General features: G+C 57.4%; 16 protein-coding genes and 1 riboswitch. Of the genes, 6 read left to right on the forward strand and 10 right to left on the reverse strand.

From position 1 onward, the window contains the following. The first annotated feature begins 37 nt into the window (after nt 1–37). Complete coding sequence (locus CMQ96_RS04270) at nt 38–730, forward strand: B3/4 domain-containing protein (protein ID WP_098066024.1); 693 nt, start codon at nt 38–40, stop codon at nt 728–730. Between the two features lie 46 nt (nt 731–776). Here CMQ96_RS04270 and CMQ96_RS04275 read toward each other — a convergent pair whose 3' ends face one another. The 3 genes from CMQ96_RS04275 to CMQ96_RS04285 form a co-directional block, all read right to left on the reverse strand. Next, nucleotides 777–1,409 (reverse strand): LysE family translocator, encoded by a 633-nt coding sequence (locus tag CMQ96_RS04275; protein WP_004138018.1) that lies wholly within the window; start codon nt 1,407–1,409, stop codon nt 777–779. A gap of 19 nt (nt 1,410–1,428) precedes the next feature. Then, nucleotides 1,429–1,508: riboswitch (ZMP/ZTP riboswitch) on the reverse strand. Between the two features lie 54 nt (nt 1,509–1,562). Continuing rightward, nucleotides 1,563–2,027 (reverse strand): DMT family transporter, encoded by a 465-nt coding sequence (locus tag CMQ96_RS04280; RefSeq protein WP_024358203.1) that lies wholly within the window; start codon nt 2,025–2,027, stop codon nt 1,563–1,565. Nucleotides 2,028–2,036: 9 nt separating this feature from the next. Further along, on the reverse strand, nt 2,037–2,471 hold the full coding sequence (locus CMQ96_RS04285) for a DMT family transporter (RefSeq protein ID WP_004138020.1): 435 nt from the start codon (nt 2,469–2,471) through the stop codon (nt 2,037–2,039). 99 nt (nt 2,472–2,570) lie between these two features. Here CMQ96_RS04285 and CMQ96_RS04290 point away from each other — a divergent pair, with 99 nt between their 5' ends. After that, nucleotides 2,571–3,503 carry a LysR family transcriptional regulator gene (locus CMQ96_RS04290; protein ID WP_098066027.1) on the forward strand — a complete coding sequence of 311 codons (933 nt, stop codon included), beginning with the start codon at nt 2,571–2,573 and terminating at the stop codon, nt 3,501–3,503. A 265-nt stretch (nt 3,504–3,768) separates the two neighbouring features. Then, a complete protein-coding gene (gene katG, locus CMQ96_RS04295; protein WP_004138022.1) occupies nt 3,769–5,952 on the forward strand; it encodes a catalase/peroxidase HPI in 2,184 nt (727 codons plus the stop codon). A gap of 50 nt (nt 5,953–6,002) precedes the next feature. Here katG and mgtU read toward each other — a convergent pair whose 3' ends face one another. From mgtU to CMQ96_RS04315, 5 genes are all read right to left on the reverse strand, one after another. Continuing rightward, entirely contained in the window at nt 6,003–6,089 is an 87-nt protein-coding gene (gene mgtU, locus CMQ96_RS28820) for a magnesium transporter protection protein MgtU (protein WP_255256980.1), read from the reverse strand. 13 nt (nt 6,090–6,102) lie between these two features. Further along, entirely contained in the window at nt 6,103–6,195 is a 93-nt protein-coding gene (gene mgtR, locus CMQ96_RS04300; protein ID WP_004101989.1) for a protein MgtR, read from the reverse strand. A gap of 18 nt (nt 6,196–6,213) precedes the next feature. Continuing rightward, nucleotides 6,214–8,946: a magnesium-translocating P-type ATPase gene (gene mgtA, locus CMQ96_RS04305; protein WP_098066030.1), complete on the reverse strand. Its 2,733-nt coding sequence runs from the start codon at nt 8,944–8,946 to the stop codon at nt 6,214–6,216. A gap of 141 nt (nt 8,947–9,087) precedes the next feature. Continuing rightward, nucleotides 9,088–9,783, reverse strand: a complete 696-nt coding sequence (locus tag CMQ96_RS04310; protein WP_004138035.1) for an MgtC family protein — start codon at nt 9,781–9,783, stop codon at nt 9,088–9,090. 414 nt (nt 9,784–10,197) lie between these two features. Continuing rightward, nucleotides 10,198–10,707, reverse strand: a complete 510-nt coding sequence (locus CMQ96_RS04315; protein WP_024358206.1) for an anti-virulence regulator CigR family protein — start codon at nt 10,705–10,707, stop codon at nt 10,198–10,200. A 288-nt stretch (nt 10,708–10,995) separates the two neighbouring features. Here CMQ96_RS04315 and CMQ96_RS04320 point away from each other — a divergent pair, with 288 nt between their 5' ends. After that, the gene (locus tag CMQ96_RS04320) at nt 10,996–12,405 is read left to right on the forward strand and encodes an MFS transporter (protein ID WP_004138039.1); all 1,410 of its coding nucleotides are present in this window, start codon (nt 10,996–10,998) and stop codon (nt 12,403–12,405) included. A 17-nt stretch (nt 12,406–12,422) separates the two neighbouring features. Here the strand turns inward: CMQ96_RS04320 and CMQ96_RS04325 are convergent, their stop codons facing one another. Beyond that, nucleotides 12,423–13,586, reverse strand: coding sequence for an MFS transporter (locus tag CMQ96_RS04325; protein ID WP_098066033.1), 1,164 nt, complete (start codon nt 13,584–13,586; stop codon nt 12,423–12,425). 104 nt (nt 13,587–13,690) lie between these two features. Between CMQ96_RS04325 and CMQ96_RS04330 the strand changes: the two genes are divergently transcribed. Beyond that, nucleotides 13,691–14,596: a LysR family transcriptional regulator gene (locus tag CMQ96_RS04330; RefSeq protein ID WP_024358208.1), complete on the forward strand. Its 906-nt coding sequence runs from the start codon at nt 13,691–13,693 to the stop codon at nt 14,594–14,596. On the opposite strand, the gene CMQ96_RS04335 is transcribed toward CMQ96_RS04330, so the two are convergent. Then, a complete protein-coding gene (locus tag CMQ96_RS04335; RefSeq protein ID WP_098066036.1) occupies nt 14,565–15,470 on the reverse strand; it encodes a LysR family transcriptional regulator in 906 nt (301 codons plus the stop codon). The two genes, CMQ96_RS04330 and CMQ96_RS04335, sit on opposite strands and share 32 nt — an antisense overlap. Before the next feature lie 157 nt (nt 15,471–15,627). Here CMQ96_RS04335 and CMQ96_RS04340 point away from each other — a divergent pair, with 157 nt between their 5' ends. Then, nucleotides 15,628–16,440, forward strand: coding sequence for an AraC family transcriptional regulator (locus tag CMQ96_RS04340; RefSeq protein WP_024358209.1), 813 nt, complete (start codon nt 15,628–15,630; stop codon nt 16,438–16,440). The last annotated feature ends 55 nt before the right edge of the window (nt 16,441–16,495 follow it).

The raw sequence follows: 16,495 nt of genomic DNA on the forward strand, positions 1-16,495 counted from the left end.
ATATTATGCTTTAAAATGGTCGTTACAGGATTATCCAATGAATAGCGTATTACCGTCAATCAGCCCGCAGGTCTCCGCGATGGCCCCCGGCTTTCGCGCCCTGAGCATTGATGTTGTTTCCGCCGCCGTACGCGCTCCCCAGGTCGGGTCCGATGCGCTCCGCTCCGCCTGCAAAGCGGTTCTCGTCGGCGAGCCGCAGTGGGCGGAGGCGCACCTGCAGGCCTGGAGCGAAGTATTCCGCGCCTTTGGCGCAAAACCTAAAAGGACCCCCTGCTCGGCGGAAGCCTTGCGCAAACGGGTGCTGCGCGATGGCGAGATGGCCGCGCTCGATCCTATCGTCGATCTCTATAACGCGGTAAGCCTGCGCTACGCCGTGCCGGTCGGCGGCGAAAACCTGGCGGCGTATGTTGGCGCCCCACAGCTCAAGATCGCGGACGGCAGCGAGCCGTTCGATACCGTTAAAGAAGGACAGACGGTTGACGAATACCCCGACGCGGGAGAAGTGGTCTGGGGCGACGATCGCGGCGTGACCTGCCGACGCTGGAACTGGAGGCAGGGAGTCCGTACTCGCCTGAGCGTGGAGAGTCCGCGGATGTGGTTTATTCTTGAAAGCCTGCCGGAAATGCCGCTTAGCGCGCGGCAGGAGGCGGGAGAGATGCTGTGCAACGGTCTGCTGGAGATGATGCCGGAAGCCACGATCCGCTCGCGGCTGATTGGCCCGGGGGCTTAATCCCCTTCCGCTGCGCCCGGCAGCGCTATGCTACCGGGCAGAGCGATTACTTCCGCGCTTCGAAGGCAATTTTCACCGCCATCCCCGCCAGTACCGTCGCCATCAGCCAGCGCTGAAACTGCTGCCACAACGGGCGCCCCGCGAGAAACAGCGACACCTGCCCGGCCATCATCACAATCAGCGCGTTAACCGCCACGCTAATTATCGCCTGGGTAAATCCCAGTACCAGCGACTGCGCAAGGATGCTGCCGTGTCCGGGAGAGATAAACTGCGGCAGCAATGAGAGGTACATAATAGCGATTTTAGGGTTCGCCAGATTAGTGATAAAGCCCATCAAAAACAGCTTACGGCCGCTATCGGCGGGCAGATCCCGCACCGCAAAAACCGAGCGCCCGCCGGGCCTCACCGCCTGCCAGGCCAGATAAAGCAGATAGACAACGCCGCTGATGCGCAAGACGTCATAAGCATAGGGCACGGCGAAGATCAGCGCGGTAATACCGAACGCCGCGCACAGCATATAAAAGACAAACCCCAGCGCCACCCCGCCGAGGGAGACCAGCCCGGCCCTTCTTCCCTGGCAAAGTGAGCGCGAAATCAAATAGATCATATTCGGCCCCGGGGTCAGCACCAGGCCAAGGGCCACCAGAGCGAAGGTCAGCAGCGACGAAATCTCAGGCATAGCGTATCTCCATACAGCGAAGTGATGCCCAGGCGCGCGGCGGCGGCAACCATGCTCCCCGACAGTGATCTGTCTAAAGCGCCAGTTACATGGTGACGAACAGTATGGCCGCGGTTGGCGATGCGCGACAACTCACCTGAACAGGTGGGCGGTCTATCGCTTCTCTGCGGCTTTTGCCGCCGTGCCGGAGCGATAAATAAAGAACAGCGCCAGCCCCAGACAAACGATCGCCCCCAGCCGCCCCGGCGAAAAGGTAATGGCGTCATTACCCAGCCAGCCAAAGTTATCGATAAGCAAGCTCATGGCCAGTTGGCCAAAAATCACCGCCACCGTGGCCGCCGCGGTACCAATACGCTGCACCGCCACCACCATAATCACGATATAGGGGACGCCGCAAAATGCCCCCAGCAGCTGCCATTTCGGCACATCCAGCAGCGTCGTCGTCTGGTGGGGCGCAAAGTAGAAAATCAGCAGCGCGGTGATCAACGCGCCCACGGAGAAAGTGAGAAACGCGCTACGAAATACGCCTACCTGACTGCCCAAACGACCGTTAATCGCCGCCTGCATACTCAACATCGCGCCGCCGGCCAGCGCCAGCAAAATCATTATGCTACTCATCTTAACTCCTCAGCTTGTGGCGATCAGAATCAGGGCGACGACGATAAACAGCAGCGCGATAAGCCGCCGACCGTCGATTTTACGTTTTGGCGAACCAAACAGGCCGTAATGGTCAATCAACAGGCTTTTGCAGACCTGGCCGGCAAGAATGCCGATCATCGTCATGGCGATACCGATAACCGGCACGGCGATGGTTAAGATGACGACATAGATGGGGCCCAGGATGCCCCCGGTAAGCTGCCAGCCCGGCAAAGAAAAGAACGAGGGGCTTTGTCTCTGGCCAAACAGCAGCATCAGCAGAAACGTCAGCGCGCTGCCGACGCTGAAAATGCTGAAGGTGGCCCACAGGTCCCCTACCTGACCGGCCAGCGGCCCGAGTAGTCCGGCTTCCACGGATAATCCCATGCCGCCGGCAATCACAAGAAAAATCAGTAATAACTGCATCGTTGATATCCGATTATTAATGAGGTGGCAGAGCATAAAACAGCGGAGTGATGTGAAAAACGATACAATCAAGGAAACACTTTTGCGGATATTGCATTAATGAGCGATGCGGGTAATGTGAATTTTCGGGCGCTGCAGCTGTTTATGGCCGTTTACGACAGCCAGAGCTTTTCCACAGTGGCGCGACGAGAAGGCGTTTCTCCCTCAATGGTATCGCGCACTATTCACCAGCTTGAGGACGCGCTCGGCCAGCAGCTGTTTTATCGTAATACCCGGGCCGTGGTGCCTACCGAAGCAGGACGCCTGTTTGCCGCTCATGCCAGAGGCATCAGCGAACAGTTCAGCGCCGCGCGACGCGATTTGCAGGACCGGAGCCTTGAGCCGGGCGGGCTGGTGCGCATCAACGCCCCGGTCTATTTTGGCCAGCGCCATATCGCGCCCTGGCTGCCGGGGCTAACGGCGCGCTATCCGCAGATGCAGATTGAGCTGGCGCTGACCGATGATTTCATCGATCCGCACCGCGATGCGACCGATGTGATTTTTCGCATCGGTAGCCTGCCGGATTCCAGCGTTCACGCCAGGGTACTGGGTATGCAGCATCACTATCTGGTCGCCGCTCCGGCGTATCTGCAACGCCGCGGCATCCCGGAGACGCCGGAAGATCTTCGCCAGCACAGCACGCTGGTCTACAGCGGCTCAAACGGGCCCAACCGCTGGCTGTTCCGCCTTGCGCAAGGGGAATGGGTGCACTATCCGCAAACGCCGCAGCTCACTTCAAATAACGCCGATGCGCTGCTGACCGCTGCGCTGGGGGGGATGGGGGTGGTCCTCTTTCCCGACTGGATGGTTAATGAAGCGACTGGAGAAGGAAAGCTGATTAAGCTGATGCCCCGCTACGCCGCGGCAATCGGCAATACCCCCTCGCCGGTCTCGGCGATTTACCCTCACGCCCGGCATCCGTCACTTAACGTACGGGCGGTAATTGACTATTTTATCGACGTTTTTGGTACGCCTTTATACTGGCAGCGCTAAGCTTGTTTACGCACTAAAATTGTCATAACGCAAATAATGGGGTCTTCGCTGGCGGAGATGATGCCTTAACGATTCCTTTACGCTGATGTTACGACTATGGTGGTGAGGTCATTGTTGAAAACCAGCCCTTCAACAATGATATATATTCGGTTTTTACAAGAGCATTGAACGGAAATAACTATTAAATCCGTAGACTCATTCAAATATCGCTTATTGGTAGCAGTGTATATCGTAATGGCATTCACAAAAGCAAACGGAGCCTGATATGAGCACGTCAAACGATCCTTCGAATACCCCGTCGGCAGGGAAATGCCCTTTCCACGCCGAAACGTCGACGCCCACGCAGAGCGCGGGCGGTGGCACCGGCAACCGCGACTGGTGGCCTAATCAACTACGCGTGGATCTGCTGAATCAGCACTCCAATCGTTCAAACCCGCTGGGCGAAAACTTTAACTACCGCGAAGAGTTTAAGAAACTCGACTATTCGGCCCTGAAAGCCGATCTGCGCGCCCTGCTCACCGACTCTCAGGAGTGGTGGCCGGCGGACTGGGGTAGCTATATCGGGCTGTTTATTCGTATGGCATGGCACGGCGCCGGTACCTATCGTACCGTTGACGGTCGCGGCGGCGCGGGCCGCGGGCAGCAGCGTTTCGCTCCGCTCAACTCCTGGCCGGATAACGTCAGCCTCGACAAAGCCCGTCGCCTGCTGTGGCCGGTCAAACAGAAATACGGCCAGAAAATCTCCTGGGCTGACCTTTATATGCTGGCGGGCAACGTGGCGCTGGAAAACGCCGGTTTCCGCACGTTTGGCTTCGGGGCCGGTCGTGAAGACGTATGGGAACCGGATCTGGACGTTGACTGGGGTAATGAAACCGAATGGCTGGCCCATCGTCATCCGGAAAGCCTGAATCAGCAGGCGATCGGCGCCACCGAAATGGGGCTGATTTACGTCAACCCTGAAGGCCCTAACGCCAGCGGCGACCCGCTCTCCGCGGCCTCCGCAATTCGCGCGACCTTCGGCAATATGGCGATGAATGATGAAGAGATCGTCGCGCTGATCGCCGGCGGCCATACGCTGGGCAAAACCCACGGTTCCGCGGTGACCAGCCACGTTGGCGCAGAGCCGGAAGCGGCGCCGATCGAAGCGCAGGGCCTCGGCTGGGCGAACAGCTACGGCAGCGGCGCGGGCGCCGACGCGATTACCTCCGGTCTGGAAGTGGTGTGGACGCAAACGCCAACCCAATGGAGCAACTACTTCTTCGAAAACCTGTACAAATATGAGTGGGTGCAGACCCGCAGCCCGGCAGGCGCGATTCAGTTCGAAGCGAAAGACGCCCCTGAAATCATTCCTGACCCGTTTAACCCGGAGAAAAAACGCAAGCCGACCATGCTGGTCACCGACCTGACGCTGCGCTTTGACCCGGAATTCGACAAGATTTCCCGCCGCTTCCTGAACGACCCGCAGGCCTTTAACGAAGCTTTCGCCCGCGCGTGGTTTAAACTGATCCACCGCGATATGGGGCCGAAGTCCCGCTACATGGGCCCGGAAGTGCCGAAAGAAGATCTGATCTGGCAAGACCCGCTACCGGCGGCGATCCACGCCCCGACCGCAGAGGATATCGCGACGCTGAAAACCGCCATTGCCGACGCCGGCCTTTCGGTCAGCGAGCTGGTTTCCGTGGCCTGGGCATCCGCATCCACCTTCCGCGGCGGCGATAAACGCGGCGGCGCCAACGGCGCGCGTCTGGCGCTCGAGCCGCAGAAATCGTGGCCGGTCAACGCCATCGCCTCCCGCGTGCTGCCGACCCTGCAGGCGATTCAGCAGGCATCCGGTAAAGCGTCGCTGGCCGATATCATCGTCCTCGCCGGCGTGGTGGGCATTGAGCAGGCTGCCGCGGCGGCAGGTGTTCAGGTCAGCGTACCCTTCGCCCCTGGCCGCGTCGATGCGCGTCAGGATCAGACCGATGTCGAAGCGATGGATCTGCTGCAGCCGCTGGCCGATGGTTTCCGCAACTATCGCCGCGTGGGCGGCGGCATCTCCACCGAAACGCTGCTGATTGATAAAGCGCAGCAGTTAACGCTGACGGCGCCGGAAATGACGGTCCTGGTAGGCGGTCTGCGCGTGCTGGGCGCTAACTTTGACGGCAGCCGCCACGGCGTATTTACCGACCGCGTTGGCGTATTGAGCAACGATTTCTTCGCTAACCTGCTCGATATGGGTACCGTCTGGAAAGCCGCTGACGAGCACGCTGAGCTGTTTATCGGCCGCGATCGTAAGAGCGGCGAAGAGAAATACACCGCGACCCGCGTCGATCTGGTGTTTGGCTCCAACTCCGTCCTGCGCGCCCTGGCCGAAGTGTATGCCTGCAGCGATGCGCGGCAGAAGTTCGTCAGCGACTTTGTCGCCGCCTGGACCAAGGTGATGAACCTCGACCGCTTCGATCTGTAATCTTTTCTCCGGCAGAAATGCTCATCCCGGGCCAGTGGCCCGGGATCCTCTTATCTAATCCAGATAGTCAGCAAAATAATGATGGCCGCAATCAGCGCCACCTGAATAAAGACTTTGTCCAGCGAACCTTTGCGCATCGCGCCCCCTTATTCAGAACAGGATTTGCCAGATAGCCAACAGCAGCACCAGCAGACCCATCAGGAAAAATATCAGCGCGATGATAGTGTCCGGAGAACGATTCATCTCTGCGCCTCCTTATTATCAGAACCACTGACCGAAACGTTTGATATAGAAATGCTTCATGCCCTGCGCGACCACGCAGTAGCTGAGCAGCGTCGCGACCAGCCACGGGAAGTAGCTCAGCGGCAGCGGCTCCAGCCCGACCATCGCTCCCAGCGGAGAGAACGGAATGTAGATGCCCATCGCCATAATCAATGCGGTGGTGAGCAGCACCGGCAGCGTCGCGCGGCTCTGGATAAACGGAATTTTCTGCGTTCTCAGCATATGTACGACCAGCGTCTGCGACAGTAGTCCTTCAATAAACCATCCGGACTGAAACAGCGCCTGGGCTTCGACGTTGTTCGCCGCGAACACGTACCACATCAGCGCGAAGGTGGTGATATCAAAAATGGACGACGTCGGGCCAATCCACAGCATAAAGCGGCCGATGTTTTTCGCATCCCACTTGCGCGGTTTGCGCAGGAACTCTTTGTCCATCTTGTCCCACGGCAGCGAGATCTGGGAGAGATCGTACATCAGGTTCTGGATCAGCAGATGAATCGCCAGCATCGGCAGGAACGGAATAAACGCGCTGGCCACCAGTACCGAAAAGACGTTGCCGAAGTTAGAGCTGGCGGTCATGTTCAGATACTTGATGATATTGCCGAAGGTCTCACGCCCTTTGATCACCCCTTCTTCCAGCACCATCAAATCCTTTTCCAGCAGGATAATATCGGATGCCTCTTTGGCGATATCCGCCGCGCTGTCAACCGAAATACCGACGTCCGCATCGCGCAGCGCCGGCGCATCGTTGATGCCATCGCCGAGGAAGCCGACGGTGTGGCCGTTTTTCTGCAGCGTTTTCAGGATCCGCGACTTCTGCAGCGGCGTCAGTTTGGCGAACACCGCGCGCGTTTCCACTTCGCGCTCCAGTTCGTTATCCGTCATCGACTCAATCTGCGGCCCGGTCAGGATACCGTGGGCATCGATGCCCACTTCCAGGCAAATCCGCGCCGTGACGACCGGGTTATCGCCGGTTAACACTTTCACCGCCACCCCGTTGTCGCGCAGCGCGGTAATCGCTTTTCCCGCGCTCTCTTTCGGCGGGTCGAGGAAGGTCAGCATTCCTTCGACCGTTAGCCCCTGCTCATCGTCGGCGCACAGCGGGGCTGTCAGAGCAGAATCATCCAGCTTGCGGGTCGCAACCAGCAGCACGCGGAAGCCCTGGGCATTGTAATCCTGCGTTTTGGCTAACAGCAGATCGCGTCGGGTGTCATCCAGCGCAACCACGCGGTCACCTTCGCGCAGATGCGTGGCCACCGTCAGCATCTCTTCGACCGCGCCTTTGCAGATCAGGCTTTTATCGCCGTGGCGGACATCTTCCACCGACACCGACACCCGACGGCGAACAAAATCAAACGGCAGTTCATCAAGCTTCACGAAGCGCTCTTTGGTCGCTGGCGCAATCCGCCCCTCGCCAAAGCGCATCACCGCCCGGTCCATCAGATTACGCGCCCCGCTCTGGCTGCTGCTGTTAAGCCACGCCAGCGTCAGCACCCGGCCGCTCTCGCTGCCGCTGACGTCAAGATGATGCTCAAGAATGATATTGTCCTGGGTCAGCGTGCCGGTTTTATCGGTGCACAGCACGTCCATGGCGCCGAAGTTCTGAATCGCGTTCAGCCGCTTGACGATCACTTTGCGCCGCGACATGGCGATAGCGCCTTTCGCCAGGTTTGAGCTGACGATCATCGGCAGCATTTCCGGCGTCAGGCCGACGGCGACCGCGAGAGCAAACAGCGATGCTTCAACCCAGTCGCCTTTGCTGAAGCCGTTAATCAGCAGCACAATCGGCACCATCACCAGCATAAAGCGGATCAGCAGCCAGCTGACGCTGTTTACTCCGCGATCGAACGCCGTCTGGGTACGCGTGCCGACAATAGACTTCGCCAGCGAACCAAACCAGGTGCGGTTTCCGGTGGCCACCACCACCGCCTGCGCCCTGCCGCTGGTGACGTTGGTGCCCATCAGACAGATATTGCCCATCTCCAGCAGACTCTTGTCCTTGTTCGGCTCGGGCAGCCTGTCGCACCCTTTGCCGGACACGCTGGCCAGAACATCATACTTTTCAACCGGCAGCGATTCGCCGCTGAGTATCGACTGGCTAACGAACAGGTCGCGGGACTCCAGCAGGCGGACATCCGCCGGAACCAGATCCCCCGCCGCCAGGAAGATGATGTCACCGGGCACCAGCTCCTCAATGGCAATTTCCTCCTGCGTCGGCCCCATGTTACCCGGACCGCGACGCAGCACCGTCGCCGTGGTGCGGACCATTGATTTCAGCGCCTGCGCCGCTTTGTTAGTGCGAAACTCCTGCCAGAAACGCAATAACCCGCTCAGGCTGACCATCGTGACGATAATGATAATCCCGGTCAGATCGGTCTCTTCGCCGTTACGCAGCGGCAGCCAGTAATCGGTCACGAAGCTGACGGCGGCCAGCGCCATCAGGACATAGATAAACGGGTTATTGAATGCCTGCAAAAGCTGAATTAGCGCCGGCGGCGCCTGCTCATGCGCAACCTCATTGCGGCCGTATTCATCCAGCCTTTCAAGGGCATCTTCGGTGGTGAGCCCCTGACGGCTGCTGTTGAGCCGCGCCAGCGTATGATCCGGGCTGTTAAATGCCTCGGTTTCAATGGCGAAGCTTTTTTTATGCTGCTTATCATTTTCTGACGCAGACCGGTTGAGTTTCCGGTTTTCTATTTTCATGTCAGTCATGATTTATCCTCAAATTAAAAACGTGGTTATCCCTGCATAATTGGCTTATGCATAATTTATTTTTACGCTATTAAATGCTTCTTACTTTAATTGTCTGGGAACATTCATCATTCCCTCCTTATGCAAACTCTTGCCCGAAAGTTAACTTCCCTCAATGGCCCAGCGGACTGACGTAATATTTTCGTGACCGCCAATTTTTTCCATAATAAGGTCTCGCGCCTTGCGATAATCGGCATTGCCGACCAGCTCGATGCGAATTTCTTTATGCCCTTGTTCTTGCGCGGTTATGGATGCCAGCCCCAACAGGCTGAGCCTCATCTCTTTGCTGATAGCGAGTAGTTGCTGACGAATCGCGTTTTCATGTTCGCTATGACAGATAATATTCAGGACATAGCATTTCTCTTCTTCTGTCGCGCCGGGAATATGATTAATTCGCTGCGCCGCTTCGCGCAGTAAAATATTCGCGCAGAGGATGATCAGCGTTGCCGCCGCGGCTTGCCAGAACTGGCCTAACCCGCACAGGACGCCAATCGCCGCCGAGCACCACAGCGTGGCGGCGGTATTAAGGCCGCGCACGTTCATGCCTTCGCGCATGATAACGCCCGCGCCGAGGAAGCCAATCCCGGAGACCACCTGCGCCGCAATACGGCCCGGGCTATCCGGGGAAGCGGCAACGGAGCTGAGAATAAACACCGCCGCGCCGGTGGCGACCAGCGCATTAGTGCGCAGGCCGGCCATCCGCTGCCGCCACTGTCTTTCGGCGCCAATCAGCGCGCCCAACAGCATCGCGGCGAGTAAATTTGCGATATAAGGAAACATCAACATAGTTTCCTCCATTTTTGCTGGAAGAATTAACTATGTGCTTTATTAAGCACACGACAAATTGTCGCCGGAGAGGCGATTAACGTCGCGTTGACGGTGGAGGGAATAATGTATTTTTAAACAGGAACATGACGATTATCCTCGCAGCCTGGCTGCGTTATTTTTTATGGGATGCAATCGTCTGGATCAGGAGGATTGCTGCCCGCCGGTTGGCAAGCAGCGCAGAAAAAATAGCGTCAGCTTGCCTTGATGTTTAAGTAAGGGTGACTGTCCAACATATTTCTCCTGTATGAATTTGTGCTCATTATAGTCATTCAATTATTTGAGTAAAGGTAAAATCTCGCTTTAGTGACGATTTGTTTAGAATGACCTTAATGCGCTAAATCGGTGCTGATAAAACTAACCCCGGCACTAACCGGGGTTAATTCACTAATCAAAAACGCCATTAATTATCGACGTCACGATCGCCGTACTTAGCGCGATCAGCACTAAATCCTGACCCACCACCCGCCATTCATAGCCTGGATAGTAAGGCAGTTCATTGAGCATCGATGCCGGAACCGCTTTTTTGGCAATCCCCGGAGGTAATGGTTTGCCGCGAGCCAGGTTTTTGGCGATTCCCGGCGGCAGCGACTGGTAGCCGGTTAAACCGTAGTTTACCGCCAGCGAACGCGCTCTGGAAAAGCTGATATCGGCAGAGACATGATCGGGTTTGCCGTAATTTTTTCTCTGCCCCTGATTACCCTGTTTGTGACCCTGATTGCCCTTGTCTGCGTTGTTTTTACCGCTATTGCCGTTGTTGCCATGGTTACCGCTATTACCATGGCTACTGCCGCCGTTGCCGTTGCCGTTGCCAGGATTGGCGAAGACCGGCGTTGCCATCATTGACAGCGAAAGCGCCGCCGCCAGCGCTGCCTGTAGGACTTTCTTACTGGACATGATTTTTTTCCTGAGTGGTCGTACTCGCTTTGAATGTAGGTGAATAACCAGAGCGCAACAATCTCTCGTTATCTTAAATTTAATCCAGATCAAACTCAGCGGTGTGATGGTGAATTCCTTCAGGCCGCGGGCGGATGAAGCGCTAAAACCAGCATACAACTCTACTGGGATAGCATTGTCACTATTTTATTCTGCAAATGCGATTTCACCGATGTGATTAAAAATTTAAAACCATTAACAATCAAATAACATTAGCAGGCAAACATTTTATCTGAGGAAAATAACAATATGTCTACCACCCAGGTTCTGGGCGACGCCGCGTTCGCCTCCCCAGGACATCCGCACTCCAGTCTGACCGCCCGCATCGATGCGCTGCCCGCTTCCGTTGGCCTGTGGTCTTTTATCACCCTCCTGGCGCTGGGCGGCTTCTTCGAGCTGTACGATCTTTTTCAGACCGGCTATATCAGCACCGGGCTGCTGGCAGAGAATATTTTCCATACCGGCGAACAGGGTATCTTCGGCATTTCCGACCAGGCCGCCTTCGCCTCGTCCACCTTTATGGGGCTGTTTATTGGCGCCAGCCTGCTTGCGCCGCTGGCGGATAAACTGGGCCGCCGCCTGACGTTTATGTTCGCCCTTGCCTGGTATGGCGTATTTTCGCTGATGATGGCCCTGCAAAGCAGCGCCGAAGGGGTTATCTTCTGCCGCTTTCTGGTGGGCGTCGGTCTCGGCATTGAGCTGGTAACCATCGACACTTATTTAAGCGAATGGGTGCCGACGCATCTGCGCAATAAAGCCTTCGCTTTCGCCTTCTTTATTCAGTTTTTATCGGTTCCCGCCGTGGCGCTGATGTCGTGGATGCTGGTGCCGATCGCCCTTTTCGGCCTGACCGGCTGGCGCTGGGTGATTATCTTCGGCGCGCTCTGTTCGCTGATCATCTGGGTTATCCGCAAGAAGCTGCCGGAGTCGGCGCGCTGGCTGGAGGAAAAAGGTCGCCACGAGGAAGCCCACAAGGTGATGTGCGAAATGGAACAGCGCTGCGGCGTTTCTCCCTCGCCGCGCCACCGGATTGAGACGCAACATAACCGCCGCAGGCTGGGAAGCTTTAAAGCGATCTGGGCGCCGCAGTACCGCAAACGCACGATCATGCTGATGGTGATGAACTTCTTCCAGGCCATTGGCTTCTTTGGCTTCGGCAACTGGCTGCCCGCCCTGCTTTCCGGTCAGGGGGCGAGCATTACCCACAGCCTGCTGTACGCGTTCTTTATTACCCTCGCCTATCCGATTGGCTGTCTGTTCTGCACCCGCTTCGTCCATCGTTTTGAAAATAAATGGCAAATTGTGCTTTCGGCGCTGATGACGGTGGTGTTTGGCACCCTGTTTGCCCTACAGAACAGTCCGGTGCTGCTGGTGATTTGCGGGTTTATGATCACCTGGTCAAACGCCTGGCTGACCATTAGCTATCACGCCTACCAGGCGGAGGTCTTCCCGACCCACATTCGCGCGCGGGCGGTTGGCTTCTGCTACTCCTTTAGCCGGCTGTCAACGGCGATCACCAGCATTTTGATCGGCGTTATTTTGCAATACGCCGGAACCCCAGGGGTGATTAGCTTTATCGTCGCCAGCATGCTGATGGTGATGCTGTCGGTGGGTATCTTTGGTCCGAAAACCCGCGGGATCAGCCTGGAGAATATTTGACGCTAGCCGCCGCCGGGTTAGCCGGCGGCGCGCGTGGCTAATCTTTTCTCCTGAACCCGCAGCAGCCACGGCAGCGGCAATGCGCTCAGGGCGCAGAGCAGCAATATCCCCTGCATCGCCCGTTCGCCGCCCCCGTCAACCGAGAGCAACCACGACGAAAGCAGAAAGGCCGCCGCCGTGCTTAATGACATCAGGGTATTTTGTAAAAGCGTAAACCCGGCCCTGGCGCTATCCGCTGGAAAACGCATCGCCACCGCCGATGAGGCCACCAGACGGCAGTAGGCGGCTGCCAGAAACAGCAGCATAAACAGTGCGCCGCCGTGGTTGAAGGTAAAAGCAATGCTCAGGCTCAGTATAAAAAGCAGACTGCCCAGCAGGCTGATGCGGTAGCCGCTATAACGCTGACACAGCCTGCCGGTCAATTTAGTGGCGCACAGCCCTGCCGCTCCGCCGGCGAAAAAGAGCCACGGCAATTCGTCGCCGCTGGCCCCCAGCTTAGTCGTAAGTAGCGGTACCAACAGCGGAATGATTAACATTGGACTGAACTGCGCGAGGGCGTTGCCGGAGGCGTAAAACAGCAGCGAGGATGACCATCGCAAGCCCGCCTGAGGGCTCGCCTCGATGGATTTTTCCGGCAGCGCAAGGACTATCAGCGGTAAAGCGATTATACAGAGTCCGCCGATCGTCGCGGGGGCACTCTGCCAGCCGATTTTTTCACTGAGAAATAGCATCGTCGGCATGCCGACAATGCTGACCAGCGAGAATGCGGCAATCGTTGAGGCCAATGCCCGAGGGCGCAGCTGCGGCGGCATAATGTTGACCAGCAGACTACTGGCCACGCCCATCGTGGTCCCGCCGACCACCCCGGCAAGGAAACGCCAGAATAACAATACGTCAAAACGGGTGGTGGTTAGCGTCATCGCCGTTAATCCCCCCAACAGGGCCATGTTGCAGAGCAAAAAACGGCGCGGTTTGAGCTGACCGACCCATCGCCATACGCCGATCCCCGAAATGACTGAAGCCAGCGTATAGATACCGGTGACGTAACCCGCCTGGCTTACCGGGACCTGAAACGTCGGCGCCATCCAGGTAAATAAGGGATTAAAAATCATATATTCAAGCGCGTTGATGAACTGAACGAAAGCGATAATCAACGTTGCGCGTACCAGATAACCGGGCATGTAAAGCTCCTTACAATGGAATGCGCAGAGTCTAGCCGCTGGTAAATCCGCGCATAAGCCGGTAAAAGTGGCGTTGTTAATTATCAAAATCGGGATAATCAAGAGTGAAAAGAGTGGATCTCAACGCGCTGCGGGTCTTCGTCACCGTGGCGGAAAATGGCTCATTCAGCGCCGGAGCAAAAGCGCTGCAGATGCCCTCATCGAACGTAAGCCGACAGATTTCACAGCTTGAGGAGAGCCTTCAGCTGCGTTTGATACAGCGCAGTACCCGGCATATGAAGCTGACCTCTGCCGGGCAGACGCTGCTCGCCAGTATGCGGCCGCTGCTGGAGCAACTTGCCGCGACGGAAGCCGAGCTGACTCAGCAGCAGGCCGAACCCGAAGGGCCGCTGCGCCTGTGCCTGCCAAACGAGATTGGCCCTTCGCTGTTTGCGCCGCTCATGGCGCAATTTGCCCTGCGCTACCCGAAAATAACCGTGAGCTGTACCACGAATCTGGCGGGCACGGAGGTGTTAAAAGAGGATGTGGATATTGCGGTGATCATTACCCGCGGCAAAATGGAAGACGCCAGCGTGATTGCGCGCCCGCTCTTTTCGTTTCCCTGCTGCGTGGTCGCTTCTCCGCAGCTGATTGCCAGAACGGGTATGCCGACAAACAGCGAGCAATTAACTACGCTGCCCTGTATTACCACCGTTAGCGCCCTGGCGGGGCAAGCCTGGCAGTTCGCCGCGGCGGACGGTAGCTTCAAAAAGGTTAGCGTCAACGGCCACTATCGCGTCAACAGTGGCGAAATGGCCCTGCACGCCGCGCTTGCCGGCGTCGGCTTCGCGATTCTGGGGGAGAAACCCTGCCGCCCGTTTATCGAACGCGGTGAACTCCAGGAAGTCACGCTGGAGCTGCCGCCGGCGCCGTTACAGCTCTCCGCCCTCTATCGTGAGCGCCACTTTATGCCCGCCAGAACGCGCGTCTGGCTTGAATTTATCCAGTCGCAGATGGCCGATGTTCGCTAAAAATCACCTGCGCATCGGTAAAACATTTTTCCGCCAGCGACGACACCGGCTCTTTATTACGCATGATCAGCGCCAGCGTCGAGTCGACCTCCGTCTCGGCGATTGGTCTGATGTCGAGATTATCGCTCAGCGCTTCCAGACCGTTGTTCAGCGGCATAATCGCGCAGCAGATCCCGGCCTGCACCGCCTGGATAATCTGAAACGTGGAGTCGCTTTCGAAAACGTATTTTGGCGCCAGCCCCTTGGCCTTAAAGCTCATCTCAATCGATTCGCGGTAGTACATGCCCTTGGTCAAAAAGCCCAGCGGCAACGAGGCCAGCGTCTCCCAACCGGGGATCGCGTCAGCAAACTGGAAATGGCGCTTATCGTGCAGCAAACCCATCCGGGTGTTCGGCAGCCACACCACGTTGAACAGCTGGCTATCGACGTGATGCAGATAGCAGATCCCCAGATCCAGCTGGTTGCGGCTGACGCCGTCGATAATTTGTTCCGAGGTCATGGACAGCAGGCTGAACTGCAGCTCCGGGTATTTATCCGCCAGCGGCTTGATCAGCTGCATCGGATTCAGGCTGGCTAAAGGCACCATTCCCACTCTGAGCTGGCCGACCATTTGCCCGCGGCAGATAGCCGCCTCCGCCTCCAGCCCGTCGTGCGCCGCCAGCAGCGCTCGCGCCCAGGCCAGAATACGCTCGCCTTCCGGGGTAAACCCTTCAAACCGCTGCCCGCGCTGAATCAGGGTCAGATTGAGTTCTTCCTCAAGATTGCGGATCCGCATAGATAGCGTGGGCTGGGTGATATGACAAGCCGCCGCGGCCTGGCCAAAATGTCGTGTTCTGTCGAGCGCAATCAGGTACTTAAGCTGTTTGATATCCATTAATGATCCACTGTTTGCGCAATCTGCTGCCCGCGCCGCAGGCAAAATGTTAGCTAAATGTTATGTTCAGCGTTGATGAAATTCAAGCGCCGGTCGACCGTTGCTCCTCCCGCGCGCCTGAGGCTACACTCATGCTATGCCCCGGCAGGAGAAACCGTTGAAAACTCGCCTTCATCACGTTCAGCAGCACCGGATAGCCATGCCGGGGCTGGAAGCCATATCGTTAGTCACGGAACAGAGCTTTTCGCGCCATTCCCACGATCGGTTCGGCATCGGGATTTTCACTCAGGGCGCGCAGCGTTCGTGGAGCCATCTGGGCAAAGTTGAAGCCGCCGCCGGAAATATCATTATGGTTAATCCAGGGGAGATGCACGACGGTATCCCGCTGGAGGGCCCACGCAGCTGGCGGATGGTCTATCTCGATCCTGAGCGCGTTGTCGACGAACTGCAGGGAGAGATGAAGGCCGAAGAGATCCTCCTGCGTCCGGTCGTCGACGACCCGCAGCTGCGCGGGCAAATGCAGCGGCTGTTTCGCGAGATCGTCGCCAGCGCGCCCGACGATACCGCCGTGGAAGAGGCGCTGCTGCTCTGCCTGATGCAGGTGAGCCAATATCATCTTTGCGCCAGGCGGCCCGCCAAAATCGGCACTCCCGCCATTGCGCTGGCCAGGCAATATCTCGACGACGCCCCGGAAGAAAAAATCTCTCTCGACGCGCTGGCTACCCTCTGCGGTCTCAGCCGCTTTCAGCTGATCCGCGGCTTCGCCCGTGAAACCGGCATTACGCCGCACGCCTACCTGGTACAGGCCCGCGTACGCCTGGCTCGCCGTCTGCTGGCGGAAGGCTACTCCCCCGCCGATACCGCGTTCATGGCCGGCTTTGCCGATCAGAGCCATCTGACCCGCGCGTTTCAAAAACAGTTTGCCGTCACGCCGGGCAGCTATCAGGCGCTCGTTCAGGCGAGTCGCTAGCCAATGTTGTGCAATTTTGTTCAATACCGGCGCGCGGCTTTGCGAAATACTCAGG

It is taken from the genome of Klebsiella sp. MBT K-1 (assembly GCF_002556465.1).
Taxonomy (GTDB): Bacteria; Pseudomonadota; Gammaproteobacteria; order Enterobacterales; family Enterobacteriaceae; genus Klebsiella; species Klebsiella grimontii.

Coding starts and splice junctions, on each gene's coding strand:
- CMQ96_RS04270 (WP_098066024.1), top strand. CDS start 38: ATGAATAGCGTATTACCGTCAATCAGCCCGCAGGTCTCCGCGATGGCC.
- CMQ96_RS04275 (WP_004138018.1), bottom strand. CDS start 1,409: ATGCCTGAGATTTCGTCGCTGCTGACCTTCGCTCTGGTGGCCCTTGGC.
- CMQ96_RS04280 (WP_024358203.1), bottom strand. CDS start 2,027: ATGAGTAGCATAATGATTTTGCTGGCGCTGGCCGGCGGCGCGATGTTG.
- CMQ96_RS04285 (WP_004138020.1), bottom strand. CDS start 2,471: ATGCAGTTATTACTGATTTTTCTTGTGATTGCCGGCGGCATGGGATTA.
- CMQ96_RS04290 (WP_098066027.1), top strand. CDS start 2,571: ATGAGCGATGCGGGTAATGTGAATTTTCGGGCGCTGCAGCTGTTTATG.
- katG (WP_004138022.1), top strand. CDS start 3,769: ATGAGCACGTCAAACGATCCTTCGAATACCCCGTCGGCAGGGAAATGC.
- mgtU (WP_255256980.1), bottom strand. CDS start 6,089: ATGCGCAAAGGTTCGCTGGACAAAGTCTTTATTCAGGTGGCGCTGATT.
- mgtR (WP_004101989.1), bottom strand. CDS start 6,195: ATGAATCGTTCTCCGGACACTATCATCGCGCTGATATTTTTCCTGATG.
- mgtA (WP_098066030.1), bottom strand. CDS start 8,946: ATGACTGACATGAAAATAGAAAACCGGAAACTCAACCGGTCTGCGTCA.
- CMQ96_RS04310 (WP_004138035.1), bottom strand. CDS start 9,783: ATGGAGGAAACTATGTTGATGTTTCCTTATATCGCAAATTTACTCGCC.
- CMQ96_RS04315 (WP_024358206.1), bottom strand. CDS start 10,707: ATGTCCAGTAAGAAAGTCCTACAGGCAGCGCTGGCGGCGGCGCTTTCG.
- CMQ96_RS04320 (WP_004138039.1), top strand. CDS start 10,996: ATGTCTACCACCCAGGTTCTGGGCGACGCCGCGTTCGCCTCCCCAGGA.
- CMQ96_RS04325 (WP_098066033.1), bottom strand. CDS start 13,586: ATGCCCGGTTATCTGGTACGCGCAACGTTGATTATCGCTTTCGTTCAG.
- CMQ96_RS04335 (WP_098066036.1), bottom strand. CDS start 15,470: ATGGATATCAAACAGCTTAAGTACCTGATTGCGCTCGACAGAACACGA.